Source organism: Streptomyces sp. NBC_01689 (assembly GCF_036250675.1).
In the GTDB taxonomy this organism is placed as follows: Bacteria; Actinomycetota; Actinomycetes; order Streptomycetales; family Streptomycetaceae; genus Streptomyces.
The window spans coordinates 595560-620131 of sequence record NZ_CP109592.1 but is presented as its reverse complement, the minus strand read 5'-3'; the positions used below and the strand labels follow the sequence as shown (position 1 = coordinate 620131).

Genomic DNA, 24572 nt, shown 5'->3' with positions numbered 1-24572 from the left:
CGCTCTACGGCGACGGTCGAGGGTGTATCTCACCTGGCCGTTGAGACCTGTCAACGAGCGGGCCTCGGAGGCGGAACCGGCGCGTTCTCAGTGAACTCCCGGTGCGGTGGCTGGTGTCACCACCGGCCACCGGTCTGGGCGCCCGGTCGCTGGGAGCCGTCTTCGCCTTCCAGGAGGTTCTGCCCGTGGTGCGGTGATCCCCGCACCGCCTGGTGGTGGACGGGTACTCGGTGACGCTGGTCCTGCCGATCGCACGTTCCTCTCCGATGTGGGCGGGTCAGGGCCGCAGATACCCTTCGAGCGGAATCAGCCGAACGGGTGGTGGTGCGTGAACGCGCCGCGGGGTGTGGCGGTGGCGGATCGATTCGCCTTGTGGCGTTGCTCCTAGGGTCGGGCCCGCAGCAACCGTTGATCATCTTCGGAAGGGATCTCCCCGCCATCAAGCTCCGCCATACCGTCGCCGCGGCCCTCGGCTCCTTCGCCCTGGCCCGACGCCCCGAACAGCTAGCCACGCAAGGCTGAGTGAGCAAGACGGGTGCTGGCCGTCCACCTTACGGTCAACACCCGTCAGGTGCGTAGAACAAGGCCAGAACCGTCGCCGTCACCGACGCACACGGACTGCGGCCGGTCGCAGCCCGTGCCGGCGGTGCTTCCGCCGTCATTCGTAGGTCGTCGGTCCAAGGTCGTCGGTCCAAGGGCTGTCCCGTGATCCCCGGTGGATCAGCGCGCGGCGTCAGATGCGGTGCGTCGCAAGGCGGAGGGTCGTCCTCATGCTGGGTGTGTTCGGGCGATCCGACGACGCGGCGAGGTGCCGTAGCTGTCGTCGTGCGCCCGCCGGGCATCACGGGACAGCCCTTAGGGACGACTGCTTTCCAGCCAGGACCGTGCAGGCTCCGCAGTGCGGGTCGTGTCCACGGTGAGTTCGAGGCGGGTGCCTCCGTCGAGCCCCGCGGGGTAGCTGCGCTGCTCGGTGGCGGCGAAGCATCTCCGCAGGACCTCGGCGATTCGGCGGGCGGCAGCGGGGGACCCGGCAACGATTCGCACTTCGGCCTGGCCGTCGGACGAAGTCCCCAGTGGGTCCACGCTGCTCGCCATCTGGTGTGAGCCTTCCTGCTCGTTCACGTGTCTTCCTCGCCGGTCACACGCCGTCGGTCGGCCTCGGCACGAAGCCGGTGGTGGTCGGTACGAGGCCGAAAGCCTGGTGGGCCTCGTGTCCACCCTCGTTCTCCCAGACCTTCTCTCCCGTCATGTCCCGCGCGGCTTCGGCTTCGGCGGCCACCAGGAGGTCGTCCTCCAGGAGGAGGGCGCTCGCCGTGAGGTGCCGTGTGGGGTCTGCGGCCGCAGCCATGAGGCGGGCGGCCGTGACGCTGTCGGTCTCGGGCGGAACCACCAGCAGATCCCAGCGCCCCGCGGTGTAGGAGAGCAGGAGCAGTGCGTGCGGGTCCTGCTCGGCCTCGAACCAGCCCACCTTCACCACGTGCCCCTGCACAGGAACCTTGCGGGGGATGACCGGCCAGAGCGCGGGATTGACGGTGACGCGCGTGATGCGCCCCCACAGCGGATCCAGCAGAGCCACAAGCGCGGGGAGTTCTGCCGTCAGATCTCGGGAGTGTGGCCACCACGCGCCGTCGATCAGGGCGGGGGAGGTGCCGGGTGGCGCGAGGCGCAGGCGGAGGGACCCGGGTGAGGCGGAGGAGTTCGGGATGTCGACTGCGGGCTTGTCGACAGTGGTTGCGATCATCGTGCGAACCTTGCCCCGGACCGGTCTTTGGACCGGCCTGGCGTAGTCGATCCCCGGGGACGGCACCGGCATCGAAGCCGGTGTGCGGAATATCCTCAGTATTTAAAGGATACTCCTGGGAAGGGTCGGGCCGCTGGTGGCAACGCCATGGATGCCCGCGGTGGCCGGCGGTACGCGGCTCTCGTCGGCGCTCAGCGTCCCGCGTGGCGGGCGGTGCGCCGGGACCATCGCGCGGCAGCGATGGCGATGTCTGCCACGAGTACGACGATGCCGATGATCAGCAGATATCCCAGGCCGTGGGCCGCGACACCGATGATTCCGAGCGCGACGGCCACGAGAAGGAGGAGAAGGAAGATCACCATCAGCTGGATGCCTTCCGTGAACTGAGGCGGATCCGGCGACCGGCTCCGCTCGGGTGGCTGGATCGCGCCGGTACGGATCGGGGCCAGGGGCCTGCCGTACGGGGCGGACACTCAGCGGCGCGCGAGGTGCCGTTCGCCCTGGCTGCCCGGCTGATACGACATGTCGTAGTGCTGGAAAATGGCCGCTTCCTCTTCGGCGGGCAGGACGCCGTCCGTGCCGATCGAAGGAGCCTTCCGCACCTGTTTCTTGGGGTAGGAGACCTTCAGGTAGCCGGGTCCCAGGAGCGAGTCGTCGAGAGGGACGAAGACCAGGCGCTGCCGGGTCGGCAGCCCGGTGCGTACGGTGGCCACAGCGGGCTTGTCGGTGGTGGTGTCCACGTAGATCGCTTCGAGCACGCCGATCTTGTGGCCCTTCGTGTCCACCACGTCATGATCGCGCCACTCACGGATGTCGGCTGCCTGGATCATGCTCTCTCCCTCCCGGGCATCGCACTCTCGCGAGGTGCCCGCACGGGCCGCAGGCCACCGGCGCACCGCCGAAGCCGCTCTTCCGGGCGACAACCCGGGGGCGAGCCGTCTCCCTTCCAATGTACTGCGCGCGTTGTGTGGTCAGGGGCGGGCGGAGTGCATGTGCACGCGGGCTGACGGCGAGTCTCGTGCCGGCACAGGGGTGAGCAGACCCCACATGCTCTCGACGCATCCGAGAGCGTGCGACAGCATCACCGCCGGGCCGCCGCCCTGCCCGGTCACGCGCGCATGGCGCCTGCTTCGCACCTCTCCTCAGCGGGCCGCCGGAGCCCGCGGTGGCAGACCCACTCCGCCGAGGATCACTCGCGCAGGGCACGAGGTCGTCGGCCCGCGCGGCAGCACGTTCACCCGCCGTCGACGCTGTCCCCGCCGAGGGACGTACAGCTGCACGCCCTGTACTCCAGTGCGACTTCGTGATCTATGGGTTTGAGGAGTCGTCGTCGGTAGTGGCTGCGGCGTGCAGTTGCTTGATGCTGTCTCCGCCAGGCCGACCAGTGCGGCAGGAGACCGGCTGAGGGCAGTAGTGGCCTGAAGATCGCTGCGAGTAGGTGGCGGATCTCCGGGCCGGTCAGGCTGATCGGCTCGCTGTTGCGGGCGTGGCGGTTGGCGTCGGCAGGGCGACGTGGAGCGGCGAGGGAGGCGAGGGCGAGCATGCCGAGGGTGATGTGCCGGTGCCAGGCGGTCCACTGCCTGACCTGGTAGTGGTCCAGGCCGATCTGGCCTGTGGCGGCCTGGAAGCATTCCTCTATGCTGCAGCGGATGCCGGCGACGCGGACCAGCTCGGACTGCGCCACCGGGGTCCGTGACCAGCATCGGTGGAAGGCCAGTTCACGGGTGCTGGGGTTGCGGCGGATGAGCAGGTAGCGGTGATCGTCCTTGCCGATGTGGATCCAGGCCCAGTCGTAGGAGCGCGCGCCTTTCGCGCCTGCTCCCGCGGATTGCCGGTGCCAGGCAGAGGCAGGCAGCCGATCGGCAACGACCTGTGCCTGGACCGGAGTGCGGCCGTGGTTGATGCGTACCCTCGTGGTGCATGCGACCGCGAGGACGTAGCCGACCTTGCGGGCCTCCAGGGCCGCGCGCAGGTGCGGGTCCTGGTCGTAGGCCTCGTCGCCGGTGACCCAGGAGGCGGTGACCCCGGCGTCGAGAGCCCCGGCGATCGTCTGGGCGCCCAGGCGGGGCTTGGCCGCGAACTCCAGCTCGTCGCGGATGCCGGCCTGGGTCCGGCGTTCCTGGTCGTGGCACCAGGTGTGTTCGGGCAGGAGAGGCGACGGTCGAACAGGGCCCGTCCGTGGCCGGAGGCGTAGGCGAGGAAGACGCCGACCTGGCTGTTCTCGATCCGTCCTGCCGTGCCGGTGTACTGCCGCTGCACTCCCGCGGAGGCGCGGCCCTTCTTCAGGAAGCCGGTTTCGTCGACGATGAGTACGCCTTCTCCGGCGCCGAGGTGTTCCTGGACGTAGGTGCGGACGTCGTCGCGCATCGCGGCGGCGTCCCAGCGGGCGCTTCGCAGCAGGCGTTGCATCGGTCCCGGGCGGGCGTGGCCGGCATGTTCGGCCAGGCGCCAGCAGTTTTTGCGCTCGATGCCGGAGAGCAGTCCAAGGAGCTAGGCGCGGGCGGTGGCGCGAGGTTCGACTCTCCGGAAGTGGCCCGTGATTCTGGCCGTGATCTGGTCGAACATCGCCCGCCAGCGGGCAGGGTCTACGCTCACCGCACGATCTTCAGGAGTCCACACAACCCCCGATCATCACGTGGTGGCCGTTCCTGTTGCCACCGGGCCCAGTGCAGACGGCGACCCTGGAATTAGGCTGCCGCCATGTTGCTGGACCTTGTACTCGGTGACCGAAAAGTCCAAATCAGAGATCTGGAAGCGGCTGACGAGCAGGACGTGCTCGCACTGTTCGACGGGGCTGAAGACTGGTTCAGGGCCACCACGAGCCAACCTGCCGCGCCCGGCGATGTCCAAAGCCTGTACTACGCCTTGCCTGAGGGTGCGGCCTTCCAGGACAAGGCTCTCCTCGTCATCACCGTCGACGGCCGAATCGTCGGCGTGATCGATGCCGTGCTCCGGTATCCGACGCCAGACGGTTGCTCGCTCGGCCTGTTCCTCATCCACCCTGCATATCGGCGCCAGGGGCTGGGCCGTCTGGTGGCCTCCGCCCTCCTCCGTGAACTCGCCGCACAGGACTACACCCAAGTGGTTGCTTCGGCAGTTGAAGGCTGGCAGCCAGGCACAGGGTTCCTGGCCGAACTCGGGTTCTCCTTCGAAGGGCCCCGGACCCCAGGGAACGCCAATCGCAACCCCGGACCCGGCGAGCGCCCCGTCATCCCCGCACGGCTTCGTCTCGACGCAACGGCTCACTGATCAGCACGATCCTCCCTCAACCACGAAGTCGCACTGGAGTACTAGGCGTGCGCGCTGCCACGCCGGAGGGGCGCCCCTGCCTGATGGAGGCTGCTGAGCGCCTGTCGGTAGGAGACGATCAGCCCGGTCTCGAGGTAGTCCACGCCGAGCTCCTCGCAATGGCGCCGGACGAGGACCCGGGCCTTGCGCAGGTTGGGACTGGGCATGCTGGGGAAAAGGTGATGCTCGATCTGGTGGTTCAGCCCGCCCAGGGCGATGTCGGTGAACCAGCCACCGTTCACATTGCGTGAGGTGAGAACCTGGCGGCGGAGGAAGTCCGGGCGGTCGCCGGCCTTCAGGATCGGCATGCCCTTGTGGTTGGGAGCGAAGAGGGAGCCTAGGTAGAGGCCGAACAGACCCTGGTGAACAGCGAGGAACGCTAGGGCCATGCCGGGCTGCAGGAACCAGAAAAGGACAGTCAGGTAGACGGCGCAGTGGGCGAACAGCAGGGCGCCGTCGAGGGGCCGGTGCTTGAGCGAGCGGTTGGCCAGCGCCCTCCCGCTCGACACGTGCAGGTTGAAGCCCTCCAGCGTGAGGAGCGGGAAGAACAGGAAAGCCTGCCACCGGCCGAGCAGGCGAGGCAGTCCCGAGGCGACCCGGGCCTGATCTTGTGACCAGACCAGCAGGTCGGGGTCGAGGTCCGGGTCCAGGTCTTCGTTGTTGGGGTTGGCGTGATGACGGGTGTGCTTGTCCTGCCACCAGCCGTACCCCATGCCGATACTCGCTGCGGCTGTCCGCCCGGATGCGTCGCTGACCCGGCGCCGCCGGAACACCTGGCGGTGAGCCACGTCGTGGGCGACCAGCGCGACTTGGCCGAAGACGACGGCCAGCAGGGCGGCGACTGTCAATGTCCACCAGCTGCTGCCCACGAGGACGAAGGCGGTCCATCCGCCGGCATAGAGCGCGGCGACCGTGATGATCCGAAGCGTGTAGTAGCCGGGCCGGCGCCCCAGCAGTCCCGCATCCGTGATCTTCCTCGACAAACGAGCGAAGTCACTGCCGGCGATGTCGGAGCCAAGAGGAGAAAGCGTGGTACTCGTCATGAGGGCAAGGCTCTCTGCAAAGTCGACAGGTGACGTGAAGCCGCCCTGGGAGCCGCCCAGACCGGTCCGCGCGCACACGCATCCCCTACCGGTGGCACAAGCCCTCTGATGAAGCGGGTTCCCCGTCACGCGGATCTCACACCGGCGAAGGGACTTCTGGATCCGGGACGCCCCACCTGCCCCCGCCGACTTCTGGCTTCAAGGAGTTCGCGCACGGTGACTCCGTTCGCCGAGCGTCCTCGGCACGTTCCGGGCGGGCACCGTGTGCCGACCGGCTCCGTCGGCATTCGTCCGGGCACGCCGTCTCCGCACCACAGTCTGTGAAGTAACGGCAGAACTTGAAATCCACCGATGATCCCCAGGCGCCGGCCCGCTGGGGCGTCTTCGAAACGTCACCTCTGCCGTGCCGCAGTCTCTGCAGATCGCATTCCTTCATCACGGCTTCACGGTCCGGCCTGGAGCCGTCGGCGAGGCGGAAGGCGAGAGGTCGCGCAACCCGCTGCCGGCGAGCCGTATGCGCGCACAGCGGGTGTGCCGGTCCCCGTGACGCCGGTGACGGAACCGCGAGCGAACACCTCACCAGGCCGCGCGCTCCGGTGCGGAACGCGCGCGAGCTCCGTCAAGCGGCGTGGTGCGGGATGTCCTGCTCGGTCCAGATGCACTTGCCCTCGTGGTGGTACCGGGTGCCCCAGCGCTTGGAGAGGGCGGCGATGAGCTGCAGGCCCCGGCCGCCCTCGTCGGTGTGGGCGGCGTGGCGGATACGCGGAGTGCTGAGGCTTCCGTCGTAGACCTCGCAGGTCAGGGAGCGGCTGCGGAGCAGGCGCAGCTGGATGGGGCCCTTGGCGTGCCGGATCACGTTGCCGACCAGTTCGCTGGCGAGCAACTCGGTGGTGACCGCCAGCTCGTCGAGGTCCCAGGCCGCCAGTTGGGTGTGGACGTGTTCGCGGGCCTGTTTGGCCGCGCGGGGATTGTCGGGAAGGAGCCAGGAGGCGACGTCACCGGGGCCGATCGCCCGGACGCGGGCGATCAGCAGCGCCGCGTCGTCGTTCGTCCGGTCGTGGTCGGGAAGCAGGGCCGAGATCACCGTCTCGCACAGGTCGTCCAGGCGCCGGACGTCGTCGTCCTCGTCGCACGACGTGAAGGCGGAGGCCGCGTGCTGGGCGAGCACCTGTCGCAGTCGGTCCAGTCCTTGATCGATGAAGCGGGTGGCGGATTCGACCAGTCCGTCTGTGTACAGGACCAGCAGGCTCTCCTCGGGCAGGACGATCTGGTGCGTCTCGAACGGTGGCTCCGCGGCTCCCAGCGGCGGATCGGCGGCCAGGTCGGGCTTGTGGACGGTGCCGTCGGGGTGGACGACGACCGGTGGGGGATGACCCGCCAGGGAGAGCGTGCAGACCCGCGTGATCGGGTCGAAGACGGCGTACAGACACGTGGCGTAGGAGTCCTCGCTCAGTTCCCTGACCAGGTCGTTGAGCCGGCTGAGCAGCTCGGCAGGGGGGATGTCCAGGTCGGCGAGGGTGCGTACGGCGGTGCGCAGCTGACCCATGGTGGCGGCTTCGGGGGTGCCGTGCCCCATGACGTCGCCGATCACCAGGGCGACCCTGTCCGCGGACAGCGGGAGCACGTCGTACCAGTCGCCGCCCACCTGCTGGCCCCTGCCCGCGGGCAGGTAGCGTGCGGCAGCGCAGGCGGCGGGCAGGCGGGGCAGTGTCCGCGGCAGCAGCCCGCGCTGCAGGTCCTGGGCCTGGGCGTGTTCCACGTCGTACAACCGGGCCCGCGCCAGCGACTGGCCGACCAGACCGCTCAGAGCGGTCAGCAGCGTGCGCTCCTCGTCGGAGAAGGAGCGCTGCCGGGTGAAGGACACCAAGCACATGCCGATGGCCTTCCCGGAGGCGATCATGGGCAGGAAGGCCCACGCATTCTTCCGGGACGCCGCCGGTATCGGTTTGAGCGCTGGGTAGCGGCGGCGGTACTCGGCGGCCGATTCGATGAACCGGGGGGTGCACGTGCCGAAGACGTCGGCGGCCACGGGGTAGTCGGTGACCGCGAGCCCGTCGAGCCGGGTGAGGAATTCCTTCGTGTAGCCGGCGGAGTCGACCACATGCTGTCGGCCGCTTTCGAAGACCCACACGATGAGCCCGTCGGCGCCGAACGGAGGCATGACATGGGCTGCGACGGCCTGGACGACCTCCCGTGAGGTGACCGCCTCGGCGAGCGCCGAGGTCAGCTTGCCCATCTGGACCATGCGCTCGGAGCCGGCCGTCGAAGGACGGGCGGGCGGCGTGCCGGGCGCGTCGTCCAGGCGCGCGGCGGCCCATCCCGCCACCGATCGCAGAAAGGAACGCTGTGCCTCTTCCGGCTCGCCGGGCCCCGCTGTGATCACGGACAGCACACCGATGGGCCCCTCGGCGCCCAGGAGCGGTACCGCTGCCACGCCGCCGCCCCCTGTGCCCAGGCTGTCCCCGGCGACCCAGGTGTAGTGACCGCGCCGCAGGGCGCGTACGGGCGCCACGTCCAGCCCGTCGGAGAGCTCCGTCCAGGCCTGGACGCTCTCCGTGGCCAACCCGCTGGACGCGAGGAGATGCAGCCGACGGGCAGCGGGGTCCCACCGGTGCAGCAGGGCGCCCCGCGCGTCCAGGCACTCGGTGGCCTTGAGGGCGATGGCCAGCGTCTCCGCGCCGTGCCGCGTCGTGTGCGAGGCGGCCGGAAAGCTCAGCCCCGGCGGCTGGGGGTGACTCCCGGCTCGGGCTGCGGTAGATGCCAACTCGCCTCCTGGTCACTCTGAGCGGCAGGACGTGCGATGGTGGTGACGTTCCGCTCTGCAAATAGGGCGAATGCATCTAAATATTACCCTGAGGTTCCTCTGCGGCAGCTCCGCGGCCACGGCGGCTCCTCGGCGCGGACGGGTACGCGACGGTCACTCCGGTGTGCCCGCCGGCTCCACCGCTCCGCGGCGCAGGAAGAGAGCGACCGGAGTGATCGAAGAGACCACGGCGAGCGCGGCGCAGGCGCCCACAGCCGCCGAGAGCGCCGCCCACGGGATCTCGATGGACGTCCACACCGAGAGCAGGCCCAGCGCGGTCCACATGCCCAGCAGGTTGACCACGGCGACCAGCGCGCCCAGCAGACCGCCGACCGTGACCACCAGCAGTGCCTCGGCGCCCACCAACCGCAGCACCTGCAGGCCGGTGGCGCCGGCCAGCCGTAGCGCGGCCAGCTCGCGCCCCCGGTCGGAGGTCGCCATGACCATCGTGTTGGCCAGTGAGATGCCGGTGTAGACGAGAGCGATCCCGAGGACCAGGAAGAAGCCCGTCCGGGTCGTCCGGTCGGTCTCGGGGTACGCCGCGCGCACCCAGGCGTTCCTGGTGAGGACGGCCCCGCCCGACGCACGCACCGCCTGACGCAGACCGGCGGCCACGATGTCCGCGTCGGCCCCGCCCGCGAGGCGTACGTCGACCCGGTCGACGGGCGCCTCGGCGGCGTTGACCGGGGTGACGTAGACGCCGTTGTCGCCGGTGCCGACGGTCATCACCGCGGCGATCCTCAAGGACTTCCTCGTCCCGTCACCGAGCCACACGTCGACCCGCTCGCCCACCGTGTGCTTCCCCCACTCCTCGTTGACGATGATCGAGCCGTCGTCCAGATCGCTCACCTTCCCCGCGGCGAGCGGGAGACGGGCCGTCGCCGCGAGCGGTTCCGGTTCGACGCCCCGGGCCTCGGACCTGATGAGCGCGACGCCGTCCTCCAGTACGTACACGGCGCTCGACGAACTCGCCGAGACCTCGGCGCCCGACACGGCCCGGAGCCGCCGCACCGTCGCCTCGTCGAAACCGGTGTCGCCCGCCGCGGTGATCACGAAGTCGGCGGCCGTCCGCTGGCGCGCCTCGGTTGCCCTCGCCGCGCCGAGGGTGGCGGTGGCGCCCAGCAGCGAACCGGCGAGCGCGACCGTGACCAGTACCGGCGCCGCGACGGCGGCGGTACGGCGCACCCCGGCCGCGGCGTTCTCCCGCATCAGCATCCCGACGGCGCCGGGCAGCCGGGCCGGAAGCCAGGCGACCAGCCGGACCAGTGGCCGCACCACCACCGGCGCGAGCAGCGCGACCGCGGTGATCAGCAGCATGGGGCGGCTCACATAGGTCTTGCGCTGGAGCAGGTCGCCCGGGTTCGTCAGCAGGGCCAGGACGAGGGTCACCATGGCGGTGATCAGCAGGATCGCGCCGGACAGCCAACGGCCGTACGTCATCGGCCTGGTGTCCACGGACGCCTCGCGCAGCGCCTCGGCGGGACCGGTACGGCCCGCCCGCCAGGACGCGGCCAGCACACCGCACAGCGCCACGAACAGGCCCGTCCAGAACGCCATGTGGTACGGCCAGGTGTAGTCACCGAGGGTGAACCAGCGGGGCGCGAGGCTCTCGTCGACCGCCCACTCGACGAGCCTCGGAGCACCGTAGGAGCCGAGCACGCAGCCGGCGGCCGAGGCGAGCACACCGACCACGAGTGCCTCGGAGACGACCATGCGACGGATCTGCCCCGGGATCGCCCCGGCGGTGCGCAGCAGCCCGAACTCACGGCGCCGCTGCGCCACCGCGAACGCGAAGGTCGAGGCGACCACGAACACCGACACGAACCCGGTGACACCGCCGGCCGTGCCGAACATGGCGTTCATCGCGGTGAGGGCCTCGCCGTCCCGGCCGGGATCGGCGTCGGCGTACCGGCGCGCGTCCCCGGTGAGCACCTGGACGCCCTCGCTGCCACGCACCGCCTCGCGCACGGCCGCGGCATCGGCGTCGACCACGAACTGCGGGCTGTGCGGCGACAGTTCGGCGGCGCGTGCGTCGGTGTAGAACACGGCGTTCTCGAAGCCGAGCCCGGCGACGGTGCCGACGACGCGCACGGTGCCGCGGCCGGTCCGCACCCGGGTGCCCGGTCGGGCCCAACCACCGCTGACGACGACCTCGTCGGAGGCCTCGGGCGGGCGTCCCGCGTCGAGCGCGTACGGTGCGAAGGCCGCGGTGGACCAGGGGTGGCCCACCAGATCCGCGGGCCCGCCCTCGGCCCGCACGGCGAACGACCGGTCCTCGACGACGGTCCCGAGGCCGCGCAGCTTCGCGACCGCGTCGGCGGGTACGGCACGTGGCCGCGCGAGCTCCTGCCTGCGGTCGCCCCGAGAAGTGGGCACTTCGAGGGTGTCCTGGCCCTTGACGACGACCGGCGCGGCGGCGAACCGCTCGGGCCGCCGGTCGGGTGCGTCCAGCGAGGACGCCAGGGCCAGTCCCATCACGGCGATCAGCGCCACACCCAGGCAGAGAGCGAGGAAACTGCCGACGAAGGTGACCCAGCGAGTGCGCAGGGTACGCAGCGCGACGCTCAACACGGCGCCGCCTCAAGGTCGGTCATGCGCGCCGCGATGTCCCCGGCCGACGCGCCGATCAGCTCCCCGCTGACACGGCCGTCGACGAGGAAGACGACGCGATCGGCACAGGAAGCGGCCACCGGGTCGTGCGTGACCATGACGACCGTCCGGCCGTCCCGGTCCACCATTCCGCGCAGCAGCGCCAGCACCGCACGACCGGTCCGCGAGTCGAGCGCGCCGGTCGGCTCGTCGCCGAACAGCACTTCGGGACGGGTGATCAGGGCACGGGCCAGGGCAACCCGCTGCTGCTGGCCGCCGGACAGCTCCGTCGGCCGGTGCCGCGCCCGGTCCACGAGTCCGACCTCTTCGAGCACCTCCCGCACCCGGGCCTTCTTCGGCCGGCGGCCGGCCAGCCGCAGCGGCAGGGCCACGTTCTGCTCGGCGGTCAACGCGGGCAGCAGGTTGAACGCCTGGAACACGAAACCGACGCGCGCACGGCGCAGCAGGGTCAGCTCGGTCTCGCTCAGCCCGGTCAGCTCCGTGTCGCCCAAGGTGACCGAACCGGACGTGGGCCGGTCCAGACCCGCGGCGCACTGCAGCAGGGTCGACTTGCCGGACCCGGAAGGGCCCATCACGGCGGTGAACGTCCCCCTGGGGAAGGTGAGCGACACCTGGTCGAGGGCGGTGACGGACGCGCCGCCCGAGCCGTGACGCCGGGTCACGGAGCGCAATCGGACCGCGTCGTTGTTCACATGTTCTCCCACCGGTACCTGCTCCTCGGCTCGTCGATGCCTCCACGAAACCGCGGAAGACCCTCGCCCCGCAGTACGGCCCGGACGAGACTTGGGGTAGTGCGGGCCCTACCCCCGCTACGCACCCTGGCCCGATGGCACCGCACCGGTGCGGCCGCCTACGGTCGTCCCCATGCACCCTCGCAATGTGTGGCAGGCCATGTCCCGGCCGGGCTTCCTGCTGTCGGCCTGGCCCTGGCGCTCCGCCGCGTATCTGCTCAGCGGCGCGGTCACCGGCGCCGTCACCCTGGTGGGGATCGTGACGCCGGCAGTGGTCGGCGGTGCGCTCGCCGTCGTCCTGGTGGGGCTTCCGCTGCTCGTCATGGCCGCTCTCACCGGGATCCCGGTGGCCTGGGCGGAGCGGCGCAGGGTGCGCCTGGTCGACCGCGACCCGATGCCGGGCCGGCACCAGGTGCCGACCGCGCCGGGACTCTGGGCCTGGCTGAGGACCCGGCTGCGGGAACAGACGACCTGGCGGGAGCTCGGGTACGCGCTGCTGTTCGCCGTACTGCTGTGGCCGGTGGACGCGCTGGCCGTCACGGTCGCCCTGGTCTTCCCCCTGTCCATGGTCGTCACTCCGCTGGTGATGGCCACGGTCGGCGACGGCCACGAGGCGAAGGTGCTCAAGGAGTGGACGGTCACCACCTGGCCGACCGCTTTCGGTGTCGCCCTGCTGGGCCTGCTCCTGATGGGCTTGTGTGCCTACGTACTCGGCGTCGCGGCGGGCGCCCGCGCCGGACTGGCCCGGCTGCTGATCGCCTCCCGGGAGGGCGAGCTCGACGCCAAGGTGGTCGAACTGGCCCGATCCCGGGTCCGGTTGGTCGACGCCTTCGAGGCCGAGCGGCGCCGGATCGAGCGCGATCTGCATGACGGAGCCCAACAGCGCCTCGTGGCCCTGACGATGGCGCTCGGCCTTGCCCGCCTCGACGCCCGGCCCGGCGCGCTGGCCGACCAACTCACCAGAGCTCATGAGGAGGCGGGGAAGGCGCTCGCGGAGCTGCGCGAGCTCATCCACGGCATCCACCCCAAGGTCCTCACGGACTACGGCCTTCGAGCCGCGGTCAGTGACGCCGCCGACCGCTGCGCGGTCCCCGTCGACGTCGACCTCGAACTACCGGGACGGCCACCCCAGGCGGTGGAGTCCGCGGCGTACTTCGTGGTCTGCGAGGCGCTGGCCAACGTCGACCGGCACAGCGGGGCCGGCGGCTCCCGGGTGAGCGGCGGCCATCACGGCGGACGCCTCGTCCTGGAGGTGCGCGACGACGGCTGCGGCGGCGCGGACCCCTCGGCGGGCAGCGGCCTCACCGGTCTCGCGGACCGGGTGTCGGTCCTGGATGGCAGACTTGCCCTGACCAGTCCGCCGGGTGGACCGACCTTGCTGCGTGTGGAGTTTCCTTGCGAGTTGACCAAGGCGGCCGATCGCTCCGCGTAGTGCTGGCCGAGGACAGCGTGCTGTTGCGGGAAGGACTCATCGGCCTCCTCAGCCGCTTCGGCCACGAGGTGGTCTCGGCCGTCGGGGACGCGCAGGCCCTGGTCGCCGCGGTCGAGGACCATGCCCCCGACATCGTCGTGACCGACGTACGCATGCCGCCTGGCTTTCAGGACGAGGGCCTGAACGCGGCGGTGCGGCTTCGCCAGAAGCACCCCGCACTCCCCGTCCTGGTCCTCAGCCAGTACGTGCAACGGACGTACGCCGCCGAACTCCTGGACTCCGGTGACGGATCAGGCGTCGGCTATCTCCTCAAGGACCGCGTCGGCAAGGTCGAGGAGTTCGTGGCAGCGCTGCACGAGGTGGCGGACGGCGGGACGGTCGTCGACCCCGAGGTGGTACGCCAGTTGCTGCGCCGGCGCCGCGACCCACTGGAGCGGCTCACCCCGCGCGAACGCGAGGTGCTGGCTCTGATCGCCGAAGGAAAGTCCAACGGCGCGATCGCCAGGGAGCTGGTCGTTTCCGAAGCGGCGATCGGAAAGCACGTCGGCAACATCCTCACCAAGCTGGACCTGCCGCTGACGGACGGGACCCACCGCAGGGTCCTGGCGGTCCTCACCTACCTGCGGGCCTGAGCCACCGGGGGAGCGGGCCGCCCTCCCCGGCTCGGCATGAGCCGTACGGCGAAAGGGACCCGCCCGTCCGGCGGCGCTCGGACGTGTTCTTCCGGGCTGGAATCCATCCGGGCCTCGCCCGCGACGCTGCTGATTCCGCGCACCGCGCGGGGAGGGCAGGGACCCGGGAGCCGTACCGGCTGGTCTCAGCCGGATTCGTGCGCCGCGTCGTGCTGTGCCGGACGTGCGGCGGGCGCGGTCATGTCGAGCAGGAGCACCGCGTCGTGATCGGGGGTTCCGGGTTCGGCGGTGTAGACGCCGATGCGCTGACCCGGGGTGCCTTCCACGTGCAGGGACTGCGCGGTGAGCGTGACCGTGCCGACGCGGGGGTGCCGGAACGTCTTCTGCGCGGCCTTGCGGCCGGTCACCTCGTAGCGTTCCCAGAGCCCCGCGAAATCGGGGCTCTTCAGGAGGAGTTCACCGACCAGACCGGTCAGGTCGGGAGCGTCCGGGGCCGTCCCGGCCATGGCGCGCAGGCGTGCGACGCATGCCGTGATCTGCCGGTCCCAGTCGCCGAAGAGCTCGGGGGCGGCGGGGTGGAGGAAGAGGTAACGGGCCAGGTTGCGCTGTTTCGCCGGCCAGTCGTCCAGGCCCGCGTAGAGAGCCAGGCCGCCGGGATTCCAGGCGAGCACGTCCATGCTGCGGCTGATGACGTAGGCCGGGTGGGGACGGAGCGACTCGAGCAGCAGCCTGAGGTGGGGGCGCACCGTACGGCTCGGGGCGGGCGGTGGCTCCGGGGTGTAGCGGGCGGCGCGGGCGGCGAGCTCACGCAGGTGCTGGTGTTCCTGGTCGTCCATGTGCAGGGCGCGGGCGAGGGAGTCGAGGACGGCGGGGCTGGGACGGGTCTCCTTGCCGCGTTCCAGGCGTACGTAGTAGTCGATACTGATGCCGGCGAGGGTCGCCAGCTCCTCGCGGCGCAGGCCCGGGGTGCGGCGGATACCGGCCCCGACGGTGAGGCCGACGTGGCCGGGGCTGGTCTGGGTGCGGCGGGCGCGCAGGTAGCGGCCCAGCTCCGCGCCCTCGCTGTGCGCGCTCTCGGGTGCCATGACCCCAGTCTCGCCCGTCCGGGCCCCGCCGTGCGGACGGGAGGGGGGCCCTGTCGTTACCCCTGAAGAGCCCGCCCTGCCACGTCGGCGTGATCCGGGCGAAGCTGGATGCGCAAGATGCCGGTACGCCGGCCGGCGCCGGAGTCACCGCAAGGTCGACCCGGCGGGCCCTGCAGGCGTGCCGCGCGCCTTCCACGATGTGAAGAGGACGAAATGCGCTACATCAAGCTGCGTGACCTGGAGGTCTCCCGGATCGGCCTCGGTGCGATGGGCATGTCCCACGGCTACACCGGCTCCGGCACCGACGACGCGGAGTCGATCAGGACCGTCCACCGGGCGCTGGACCTGGGTGTCACGCTCATCGACACCGCCGAGATCTACGGCCCCTACACCAACGAGGAACTGCTCGGCCGGGCGCTGAAGGGGCGCCGGGAGAAGGTGGTGCTGGCCACCAAGTTCGGGCTGGTCTCCCACGGCGGAGCGGGCGCCTGGAACCTGGATTCCGGTCCGGCCAACGTCCGTGCCGCCGTCGAGGGCTCCCTGAAGCGGCTGGGCACCGATCACATCGACCTGTACTACCAGCACCGGGTCGACCCGAACACGCCGATCGAGGAGACCGCCGGAGCCGTCAAGGAGCTGATCGCCGAGGGCAAGGTCCGCGCCTTCGGCCTCTCCGAGGCGGGCCCGGACACCATCCGCCGCGCGCACGCCGTCCAACCGGTCACCGCGGTGCAGTCGGAGTACTCCCTGTTCACCCGCGGCATCGAGGAGCGCGTCCTGCCCGTCCTGCGGGAGCTGAACATCGGCCTCGTCCCGTTCTCGCCGCTCGGGCGCGGCGTCCTGACCGGCACCGTACGCTCCACCGACCAGTTCGACGAGGGCGACTTCCGTCGCGACAATCCGCGTTTCACGGGCGAGAACTTCCCGCACAACCTCGCGCTCGCCGACCAGGTCGAGGCCCTGGCCACCGAAGTCGGCGCCACACCCGCGCAGGTCGCACTGGCCTGGCTGCTCGCCCAGGGCGACGACATCGCCCCGATCCCCGGCACCAAGCGCGTCAGCCGCGTCGAGGAGAACACCGCCGCCGACGCCGTCACCCTGACCGTCGGGCAGCTCGACACGCTCAGCAGCCTTCCGCCCGCCGCCGGCGACACCCACACCGAAGCACAGGCCCGGATGCTCGAACGCTGATCCCGAGCCGCCCAGCGATCCCCCGTTCTGGAGTACACCCCTCATGCGTGCAGCAGTGATGTACCAAGCCGGAGACGTCCGCGTCGAGGACCGGCCCGATCCGAAGATCACCCAGCCCGCCGACGCCGTCGTCCGCGTGCTCGCCGCGTGCGTCTGCGGCAGCGACCTGTGGCCCTACCGGGCGATGCCCGCCACCGGGACGGGCCGTCCCATGGGCCACGAGTTCCTCGGAATCATCGAGGAGACCGGCGACGACGTGACGAGCCTGAAGGCGGGCGACCTGGTCGTCGCCCCGTTCACCTACAGCGACAACACCTGCGACTACTGCGCGAAGGGTCTGCAGATCTCCTGCCGCAACGGCGGCCGCTACGGCTTCGACGGCGTCGACGGCGGTCAGGGCGAAGCCGTCCGCGTCCCCTACGCGGACGGCACCCTGGTACGGCTTCCGGTGGCCGCCGACTCGGTGCTGCTCCCTTCGCTGCTGGCGCTGTCGGACGTGATGACCACCGGCCATCACGGCGCCGTCACCGCAGGCGTCGCCCCCGGGGACACGGTCCTCGTGGTCGGCGACGGCGCGGTCGGGCTGTGCGCGGTCATCGCCGCCAGACGGCTCGGTGCCGAGCGCATCCTGCTCGCCGGCCGTCATGAGACACGCACCGACCTGGGCCGCCGCTTCGGTGCCACCGACGTGGTCGCCGAACGCGGCGACGAAGGCATCGCCCGCGTCCGGGAACTGACCGGCGGCGTGGGCAAGGTCATCGAGGCCGTCGGCACCCGCTCAGCCCTGGACACGGCGCTCGGCTCGGTCCTGGACGGCGGGACCGTCAGCCGCCTCGGTGTCCCCCAGTACGAGCAGGGGCCGATCGGGCCGGCCGAGTTCATGCGCAACATCACTCTGACCGGTGGCGCGAGCCCCGCCCGCGCCTACATCGGGCAACTGCTGCCCGACGTCCTGGACGGCACCATCGAGCCCGGCCGCGTCTTCGACCGCGCCTTCCCCCTCGACCAGGTACCGGACGCCTATCGGGCCATGGCCGACCGGCAGGTCCTCAAGGCCCTCGTCCGCCCCTGACCTCCCTTCCCTCCCGCAGGGCGCGAAGGACATTCCACGCACGCTGACCGTCACCCTGGACACCGGCGGCTACCCCGTTCTTCGACCCTCAGGGCCCCGGGATCGTCACCTGGCTCACCGAGCGCCGCCTGGCCGGACACCCCGAACCCGCCGCCCCGAGGTCGAGCAGCCACGACGCGGGCCGCTCGCGCGGCGGGTGCCAGGGTCATCGGACCCTGGCACCCGCCGCGCTCCGGCCGGGACGGTTCACGTCACCGGTTACTGCCCGCGGCTCACTTGGGCCCGCGCTGCAGGAACGCGCGGACCACGGTCTGCCGGACGCTGTCGCCGGCCGCGTCCGTCGCGGTCACGCGCAGTGTCACGTACGCGTCGCCGTGGATGTAGGACGGCCGGGCCAGGGTGGCGATGAACTGTCCGTCGCCGCGGTACCGGGCCGTGTGCACCGTCATCCAGTTCTTCCCGTCCTCGTAGGACGCCTCGACCTTCAGCTTCACCCCGCGCGGTGCGGGCATGCCGTCCTGCATACGGACGTTGAAGCCGACGGTGTGCACGCGGTCCCGGCCCATCCGGTTCTGGGTGTCGACCGGGACGTTGTAGTCGACCTGCAGCAGCGGCAGCATGGTCGCGCCGGTCGTGGTGTCCGACCGGAACGTCCACGACGTGTGCGTGCCGGTGGCGAAGCTCCAGTCGTCCGAATCGCGGGCCGTCGTCAGATCCAGCGTGTAGCCGGCCTTGCCCGGGGGCACCTCCAGGTTGCCCCAGGCGCCGTTGTCGGACGCGGCGATCTGCTTGCCGTCGCGGTACAGCACCGCTGTGGCCGTGTCCGGCACGGGAAAGGGCCCGCTGTCCCGCGCGGAGGTGCCACCGACACCGCCGCCGAAGGACGGCAGTTCGGAGAACGACCAGTGGCCGGTGCCGGAGTCGTTGAACTCCGGGACGTACACCGACAGGGTGTCGCCGTTGCGTACCGACTTCTTGGCGAAGCCGCGTGGGATCGAGGGCCGGACCACTGCTTTGAACCACTGCTCCGTGGCGTGCTGGCCGGGCCGGTAGGTGTGCGGGGCGTCCTGCGAGCCGGCCTGCAGGGGGTAGTCGGCGATCCAGACGACGTTGTGGTGCACGAAGTGGTTCCACAGGGTGTCCTCGGCACTGCTCACGTACTCGACGCGTTCCCGGCCCACCGGCACGTACCGGCTGTACTGGTTCCACGCCGTGTCCTCGTAGGGCCGCCAGGCGAACCGCTGTTCGCTGGCCCAGGTGGAGGCTCCGGTCCGTGTGTACGTGGCGTCGACCCGCGCGGTGTTGCGGTCCGAGACGGTGTAGACCATCTGTCGGGGGATGGAACCCTTCGAGACCGGCATCACGTCGTACAGGTACGGGCTGTCGACCGTGCCGGAGAACTCCAGCGTCGTGGTGCCCTTGTCGATGCGGTCCAGCAGCGGGCCCCCGTTCTTCCAGTTGGTCCGCATCGACGGCAGCGCCAGCCGGTCGCCGTCCGGCTGCCACCGGGTCCAGGCGGCGCCCCCGCCCGGCTCCCAGGCGAAGAGCACGGCCTTGGCCCCGGCCGCCGCGGCGAGCCGTGAGAAGCCGGCGTAGTCACCGGTGGGCCAGGCGTAGCGGGCGACGGCCAACTTGCCGCGCACCTTGCCCAGTTCCGGCTTCGTCACGGACCCGGCGTCCACCGCGGTCAGCCGTGCGCCCTGGTCCCCGAAGACCGGGGAGAGCGGTTCGTAGTACGGGGTGAACGCCTGCGAGGTGCCGGAGACCTTCGCGCGCAGTTGCGGGGCCACCATCTGCCAGCGCGAGTGGTATTCGAAGGAGCCGTCGGTGACCGGAGCGGTGGGGCTGATGTAGAGATGATTGACGGTGTCGAAGTACAGGGCGCCCTGGAGCAGACCGTGGCCGTCGATCTCGCGGTGCAGCATGGTGCTGATGACGCCGTGCTGCTCGGCGGGCCGGGGTGTGCGGATCTTCACCTCGGTGACCCGCGAGGCGTCGAGCGTGACCGTCGTGTCCTTGGTGACCTTCACCTCCGGGACGACGATGTCACCGACCTGGTCCCCGTCCGACGTGGTGTCGTAGAAGCCGGAGTTGAGGTAGTACGTGCCTTCCTCCACGACGGCGACGGCCGCGTCCCGGTCCGTGTACTGCACCCAGCCGTCGGCGCCCCAGATGTTCGGCAGTGAGCCGGGCACGACCTGGCCGTCGCGGTCTCGGTAGACGACGGTCAGCCGGTGCTGCGGGGCGTGTACGACGAGGGAGACCGTGGTGTGCGCGACCACGGTGCCGGCCGCGGACTTCGCGGTGACGTACCCGTAGAAGTTGCCGCGGAAGGCCTTCGTCGCGTCGGTGCGCAGCGGCACGTCGGCGGTGGCTCCGGCGGCCAGTCGCACGGTGTCGGAGGCCGGGCTGACCACTCCGGCCGGGAGCGCCTTGCCCGTGTCGGTGGCCAGGCCGGCCGTCAGGGAGAGGGTGATCGGGCGGTCACCCGTGTTGGTGTAATGGACGGTGGCCGTCTGCCGCTGTCCCGCGGCCCCGCCGATCTGGAGCGGGGCGAGGGCGACGGAGCCGGTGGCCGTGACCGGGCCGGTGGCGGTGGCCAGGTCGATGCGGCCGCCGCCCTGCTCGGTCACCCTCGTTCCGGGCACCGTGTGCGCGGTGCTGGTCAGGGCGTCCTTGAGCTGCTGGGCCTGCCAGTCGGGGTGCTGCTGGGCCAGCAGGGCGGCCGCTCCGGCGACGTGCGGGGTGGCCATGGAGGTCCCGGACAGGGAGATGTAGTGGGCGTCGACCGGGTCGCCCAGGGTGGTACCGGCCGCGCGCGCGGCGACGATGCCGACCCCCGGGGCCGTCACGTCGGGCTTGACCGCCCCGTCCCCGAAGCGCGGGCCGCGGCTGGAGAAGGGAGCGAGGGAGTCGTCGCGGTCGACGGCCCCCACGGTCAGTGCGGCATCGGCCGCTCCGGGCGTGCCGATGGTGGAGGTGCCCGGGCCGTCGTTGCCCGCCGCGACGACGAACAGCGTGCCGGTGGAGGCGGTCAGGGTGTTGACGGCCTCGCTCAGCGGGTCGGTGCCGTCGGTCTCGATGGACGCGCCGAGGCTCATGTTGACGACCTTGGCGTGCTCGCCGGTGGCCCACTCCATGCCGGCGATGATGCCCGACTCGTCGCCATAACCACTGTCGTCCAGCACCTTGCCGATCAGCAGGTCGGCCTTCGGCGCGACACCGCGGCGGGTCCCGCCGGACGCCGCGCCGCTGCCGCCGACGATCGAGGCGACATGCGTGCCGTGTCCGAAGTGGTCACCGGTGTTCCCGCTGCCGGAGAAGTCCTTGGCCTCCGCGATGCGCCCGGCGAGGTCGGGATGGCTCGCGTCGGCACCGGTGTCCAGCACGGCCACCTTGACGCCCTGACCCTCGTAGCCCGCCTTCCACGCGGTGGGGGCGTTGATCTGGGCGGTGCTGCGGTCCAGCAGGGCCTTGACCTTGCCGTCGAGTGAGATCCTCGGGGTGACCGCCGCGCGCGCGGCGTCCGACGACGTGCCGGGGGCGAGTGTCTTCCAGAACGTCCCGAGGTCGTGGTCGGCGACACGCATCGACTGCGCGTGGATGCTCTTCAGTTCACGGGAGGGGGTCCGGGCCGCCTTGAGTGCCACGAGCCGGTCGGCGGTGACCGCGGCGGCCTTCGACGCCTGCGCCGTGACCTTGGCTCCGGCCCGTGCGGGCACCGGCTGCGAGGAGACGATCAGCGGCAGCGCGGAGGTGTGGGCCTCGTCGTAGCCGTCGGCGATCAGCGCCGTCACGTCGAACAGCCGCCGGTCCAGGGTGCCGGCGGACACCAGCCCCTGGGCGTCGAACGGCATCACGGTCAGTGCCTTGTCGTCGCCCTCCAGCGTCCGGAAGGGAATGTGCTCGCGTCCGGGGGCGGGCTGAACCGACGCGGTGTGGCGGCCGCCGGGCAGCGTCGTCACCGTCACCTGATCACCGGTGACGAGCCGTACGGTCGCGGAGTGGGCCGGGGGAGCGGCGGCGGGCTTGCCGACGGGCTCGGTGCGGGCCGGCTGGGCCGCGAACGCGGCGGGCACGGCTACGGCAACCAGCATCAAGCCCGCGGTTATCGCCGCCGCGGGGCGGATGGTGGACATCAGTCGGATACCTCTCGTAGGGCTGGCGTGGCCGGGCCGCGATCGCGCGCGCTGTCCGGCCGGGACAGGCATCGGTCAGAAGGTGAGCTTCCAGCTGTTGATGTGGCCGCTGTCCAGGTGGTATGCGTCCCGGACCTTCAACTTCCAGGTGCCACCGGCGGTTTCACCGGAGGCGTCGACGGTGTAGGTGTGGATGACGTCGGCCGCCGAGTCGAAGCCGTCGGACTTCTTCAGGTGGTAGAGGGTGCCGTCCGGGGCGACGAGATCGACGACCAGGTCACCGCGGTAGGGATGAACGATGTTGACGCCGACCGCCAGGGTGCTGGGCGCGTTGCCCGCACGACCGGTGACCTTGATGGGGGAGTACACGGCCGCGCCTGCGTCCGGCACGGGCACGTCGGCGGTGTTGGTGAAGACGTTGCCGCCGGCCTTGGTGACGCCCCAGCCGAAGGTCGCCGAACCGGTCACCTTGGATGAGTCCTTGGCCCTGACCGTCACGGTGCTGAGACCGACGGTGGTCGGGGTGCCGGAGATCAGCCCCGTGGTCGCGTTGATCGACAGACCCGCGGGCAGGCCGGTGGCGGAGTAGGTCAGCGCTCCCGGGTTGTTGCTCCCGGCCTGGACCTGCAGGCGTACGGGAGTCCTGACGACCGTGTTCTGGTCAGCCGGTCTGGTGACCGTGACGCGCGCGACGACGCCGATGGCGGCCCAGGTCTTGGCGACCGTGGCGTAGGTGGCACTGCCGGCGCCCCAGAGGTCGGCGGCGGCCTCAAGGGTCTGGGTCCGGGCGCTCTGGTAGTCGGTGGTGGAGGTGAAGCGCTCGGTCAGGGCCTTGTACCAGAGCTTGGCGGCGTTCTCCCGGCCGATGCCGGGTACCGCCACACCGGCGGCGGTGGGGCTGTTGTAGCCGACGCCGTTGATCACCTTCGCGCCGCTGCCCTCGGACAGCAGGTAGAAGAAGTGGTTCGCCGGGCCGGAGGAGTAGTGCACGTCCAGATTGCCCAGGCCGGGGGACCAGTTGTCGGGTGAGAGGCCGTCCCGCGAGGGCTTGTCCTGGTAGCGCAGCGGGGTGCCGTCACCGTAGAGGTCGATCTTCTCGCCGATGAGGTAGTCGCCGACGTCGCTCGCGTTATCGGCGTAGAACTCGACCGATGTGCCGAAGATGTCCGAGGTCGCTTCGTTGAGGCCGCCGGACTCGTCTCCGTAGACCAGACCCGCGGTGGCGGCGGTGACGCCGTGACTCATCTCGTGGCCGGCCACGTCGACGGAGGTCAGCGGGTGCTTGTCGCCCTCACCGTCGCCGTAGGTCATGCAGAAGCACTCGTCGTCCCAGAAGGCGTTGTCGTAGGCGACGCCGTAGTGGGTGCGGGAGTAGGCGGCGGCGCCGTCGTTGCGGATTCCGTTGCGTCCCATGACGTTCTTGTAGAAGTCCCAGGTGACCTGGGCGCCGTAGGCGGCGTCCACACCGGCGGTCTCGGCGTGGGACGGCGAGCCGTCGCCCCAGGTGTCGGTGGAGTTGGTGAACAGGGTGCCGGTACCCGAGTCACCGTGGTTCAGGTCGTACGTCCTGTGGCCGCCGCGGGTGTTGTCCGTCATCGTGTACGTCGAGCCGGACGACGTTGTTCCCAGGGTGACCCTGCCGCTGTACTCGCTGTTCCCTACGCCGGTCTCGATCCCCTGGTACTCGAACAGCCGGGCGCCGGTCCTCGCGTCCGAGATGACGTGCAGCCGGCTCGGGGTGCCGTCGTCCTGTAGGCCGCCGACCACGGACTCCCAGGCCAGGACCGGGGTTCCGGAGGCCGCCCAGACCACCTTGCGGGAGCCGGACACTGTCGGGCTGACGGCTCCTCTCGCCTTGGCACGGCCGATCGCGAGGGTTCTCGCCGAGGCCGCCGAGCGGGTCGCGGTGGTGCTCGGCACGGTGACACGCGCGGTCGTGGCCTTGTCGGTCCCTGTCGAGACCCCGTCGGCAGCGGTGTGTACGACCAAGTCGCCACCGAGGACGGGCAGTCCCGCGAAGGTGCGCTCGTAGCGGGTGTGCACGGAGCCGTCGGCGTCCTTGGCGACCGACTTGGGGACCAACTGCTCCTGGGCTCCCAGCCGCAGGGACCGGGCGGTGTCGGCTCGGCCCGCCAGAGCCGCCTTGAGGAGCTTCGCCTGCTCCGCCCCGGAGAGCTGGACGGGCAGAGCGCCCGCCCGCGGCTGCGTCTGGACCGCGCGGGCGTGCGCCGGGGACGTACGGGCCATCGCGGTGCCGGACGACGCGGTGACCGCGAGCACCGTGGCGCCGGCTATCAGCACGCCTGCGACCGACCTGCGGGGGGATCGTCTCACTCGGACTCCTTCTGCGGCTGCCGGTGGATGACGGCCGACGAACAACCCGGGCAGGCGGGGCTCGGCGCCGCCCGGTCGGAACTGGCGGCGTGGATACGCCGTCTGTGGCCGCTGTGGAGGCGATTACTGCGCTGTAAAACACCGTGCGCACAGCTGGAGGTGAAACCCTCCGAAAGGATTGGCTAATAAAGCCTGAAGCGTCACTAGCGTCAGCTGTCGTACCTGCGACATGTCTCATTGGCGACACGCGTCACCCGCGCCGCGGCGTCGCCGCCCACAGGACGCGGATCCGTCGGGACCAGGTGCGGCGCATCCCGGAGGAAGCCGTCCCGCGCACCGGGCTCGAATCGCTCGCCGTTACGGACGCACCGTCGCCCTCTCCTGGCCGACAACCGGATCCGACCTGGTCCGGGTCGCGGGCGTGCTCTCGTACGTCCCGATGCCCCGATGCCCCGATGCCCCGATGCCCCG

16 protein-coding genes and 1 pseudogene are annotated in these 24572 nt (G+C 70.9%); 5 read left to right on the top strand and 12 right to left on the bottom strand.

The window, feature by feature from the left end; all coding sequences use genetic code 11:
- Positions 1 to 855 precede the first annotated feature (855 nt).
- The 5 genes and pseudogenes from OG776_RS02325 to OG776_RS02305 form a co-directional block, all read right to left on the bottom strand.
- The gene (locus OG776_RS02325; RefSeq protein ID WP_329323632.1) at positions 856 to 1095 is read right to left on the bottom strand and encodes a hypothetical protein; all 240 of its coding nucleotides are present in this window, start codon (positions 1093 to 1095) and stop codon (positions 856 to 858) included.
- Between the two features lie 43 nt (positions 1096 to 1138).
- Positions 1139 to 1741, bottom strand: a complete 603-nt coding sequence (locus OG776_RS02320; RefSeq protein WP_222723855.1) for a DUF5994 family protein — start codon at positions 1739 to 1741, stop codon at positions 1139 to 1141.
- Positions 1742 to 1932: 191 nt separating this feature from the next.
- Complete coding sequence (locus OG776_RS02315) at positions 1933 to 2103, bottom strand: hypothetical protein (protein ID WP_187285915.1); 171 nt, start codon at positions 2101 to 2103, stop codon at positions 1933 to 1935.
- A 111-nt stretch (positions 2104 to 2214) separates the two neighbouring features.
- Positions 2215 to 2571, bottom strand: coding sequence for a PRC-barrel domain-containing protein (locus tag OG776_RS02310; RefSeq protein WP_148012726.1), 357 nt, complete (start codon positions 2569 to 2571; stop codon positions 2215 to 2217).
- Between the two features lie 671 nt (positions 2572 to 3242).
- A pseudogene (locus tag OG776_RS02305) lies at positions 3243 to 4306 on the bottom strand (IS701 family transposase); the annotation flags it as partial.
- A 135-nt stretch (positions 4307 to 4441) separates the two neighbouring features.
- On the opposite strand from OG776_RS02305, the gene OG776_RS02300 reads away from it, so the two are divergent.
- Positions 4442 to 4990 carry a GNAT family N-acetyltransferase gene (locus OG776_RS02300; protein WP_148012727.1) on the top strand — a complete coding sequence of 183 codons (549 nt, stop codon included), beginning with the start codon at positions 4442 to 4444 and terminating at the stop codon, positions 4988 to 4990.
- A 41-nt stretch (positions 4991 to 5031) separates the two neighbouring features.
- On the opposite strand, the gene OG776_RS02295 is transcribed toward OG776_RS02300, so the two are convergent.
- The 4 genes from OG776_RS02295 to OG776_RS02280 form a co-directional block, all read right to left on the bottom strand.
- Positions 5032 to 6072: a fatty acid desaturase family protein gene (locus OG776_RS02295; RefSeq protein ID WP_148012728.1), complete on the bottom strand. Its 1041-nt coding sequence runs from the start codon at positions 6070 to 6072 to the stop codon at positions 5032 to 5034.
- A 619-nt stretch (positions 6073 to 6691) separates the two neighbouring features.
- Entirely contained in the window at positions 6692 to 8836 is a 2145-nt protein-coding gene (locus OG776_RS02290) for a SpoIIE family protein phosphatase (protein ID WP_261994897.1), read from the bottom strand.
- 153 nt (positions 8837 to 8989) lie between these two features.
- On the bottom strand, positions 8990 to 11446 hold the full coding sequence (locus tag OG776_RS02285) for an ABC transporter permease (RefSeq protein ID WP_329318490.1): 2457 nt from the start codon (positions 11444 to 11446) through the stop codon (positions 8990 to 8992).
- Positions 11440 to 12177, bottom strand: coding sequence for an ABC transporter ATP-binding protein (locus tag OG776_RS02280; protein WP_148012736.1), 738 nt, complete (start codon positions 12175 to 12177; stop codon positions 11440 to 11442). The genes OG776_RS02285 and OG776_RS02280 overlap by 7 nt, the downstream gene beginning before the upstream one ends.
- A gap of 199 nt (positions 12178 to 12376) precedes the next feature.
- On the opposite strand from OG776_RS02280, the gene OG776_RS02275 reads away from it, so the two are divergent.
- Both OG776_RS02275 and OG776_RS02270 read left to right on the top strand, forming a co-directional pair.
- Positions 12377 to 13648, top strand: coding sequence for a sensor histidine kinase (locus OG776_RS02275; RefSeq protein WP_148012738.1), 1272 nt, complete (start codon positions 12377 to 12379; stop codon positions 13646 to 13648).
- A complete protein-coding gene (locus OG776_RS02270) occupies positions 13648 to 14280 on the top strand; it encodes a response regulator transcription factor (RefSeq protein ID WP_329323631.1) in 633 nt (210 codons plus the stop codon). The genes OG776_RS02275 and OG776_RS02270 overlap by 1 nt, the downstream gene beginning before the upstream one ends.
- Before the next feature lie 185 nt (positions 14281 to 14465).
- Here OG776_RS02270 and OG776_RS02265 read toward each other — a convergent pair whose 3' ends face one another.
- The gene (locus tag OG776_RS02265; protein ID WP_329318487.1) at positions 14466 to 15365 is read right to left on the bottom strand and encodes a helix-turn-helix transcriptional regulator; all 900 of its coding nucleotides are present in this window, start codon (positions 15363 to 15365) and stop codon (positions 14466 to 14468) included.
- A gap of 213 nt (positions 15366 to 15578) precedes the next feature.
- On the opposite strand from OG776_RS02265, the gene OG776_RS02260 reads away from it, so the two are divergent.
- Both OG776_RS02260 and OG776_RS02255 read left to right on the top strand, forming a co-directional pair.
- Positions 15579 to 16556 carry an aldo/keto reductase gene (locus OG776_RS02260; RefSeq protein WP_148007231.1) on the top strand — a complete coding sequence of 326 codons (978 nt, stop codon included), beginning with the start codon at positions 15579 to 15581 and terminating at the stop codon, positions 16554 to 16556.
- Positions 16557 to 16599: 43 nt separating this feature from the next.
- A complete protein-coding gene (locus tag OG776_RS02255; protein ID WP_329318484.1) occupies positions 16600 to 17628 on the top strand; it encodes an alcohol dehydrogenase catalytic domain-containing protein in 1029 nt (342 codons plus the stop codon).
- 272 nt (positions 17629 to 17900) lie between these two features.
- Here OG776_RS02255 and OG776_RS02250 read toward each other — a convergent pair whose 3' ends face one another.
- Together OG776_RS02250 and OG776_RS02245 are read right to left on the bottom strand one after the other, a co-directional pair.
- Complete coding sequence (locus OG776_RS02250; RefSeq protein ID WP_329318481.1) at positions 17901 to 21767, bottom strand: S8 family serine peptidase; 3867 nt, start codon at positions 21765 to 21767, stop codon at positions 17901 to 17903.
- A 75-nt stretch (positions 21768 to 21842) separates the two neighbouring features.
- On the bottom strand, positions 21843 to 24101 hold the full coding sequence (locus OG776_RS02245) for a M4 family metallopeptidase (protein ID WP_329318479.1): 2259 nt from the start codon (positions 24099 to 24101) through the stop codon (positions 21843 to 21845).
- Positions 24102 to 24572 lie beyond the last annotated feature (471 nt).

Coding starts and splice junctions, on each gene's coding strand:
- OG776_RS02310 (WP_148012726.1), bottom strand. CDS start 2,571: ATGATCCAGGCAGCCGACATCCGTGAGTGGCGCGATCATGACGTGGTG.
- OG776_RS02320 (WP_222723855.1), bottom strand. CDS start 1,741: ATGATCGCAACCACTGTCGACAAGCCCGCAGTCGACATCCCGAACTCC.
- OG776_RS02300 (WP_148012727.1), top strand. CDS start 4,442: ATGTTGCTGGACCTTGTACTCGGTGACCGAAAAGTCCAAATCAGAGAT.
- OG776_RS02265 (WP_329318487.1), bottom strand. CDS start 15,365: ATGGCACCCGAGAGCGCGCACAGCGAGGGCGCGGAGCTGGGCCGCTAC.
- OG776_RS02260 (WP_148007231.1), top strand. CDS start 15,579: ATGCGCTACATCAAGCTGCGTGACCTGGAGGTCTCCCGGATCGGCCTC.
- OG776_RS02255 (WP_329318484.1), top strand. CDS start 16,600: ATGCGTGCAGCAGTGATGTACCAAGCCGGAGACGTCCGCGTCGAGGAC.
- OG776_RS02250 (WP_329318481.1), bottom strand. CDS start 21,767: ATGTCCACCATCCGCCCCGCGGCGGCGATAACCGCGGGCTTGATGCTG.
- OG776_RS02325 (WP_329323632.1), bottom strand. CDS start 1,095: ATGGCGAGCAGCGTGGACCCACTGGGGACTTCGTCCGACGGCCAGGCC.
- OG776_RS02315 (WP_187285915.1), bottom strand. CDS start 2,103: ATGGTGATCTTCCTTCTCCTCCTTCTCGTGGCCGTCGCGCTCGGAATC.
- OG776_RS02295 (WP_148012728.1), bottom strand. CDS start 6,072: ATGACGAGTACCACGCTTTCTCCTCTTGGCTCCGACATCGCCGGCAGT.
- OG776_RS02275 (WP_148012738.1), top strand. CDS start 12,377: ATGTCCCGGCCGGGCTTCCTGCTGTCGGCCTGGCCCTGGCGCTCCGCC.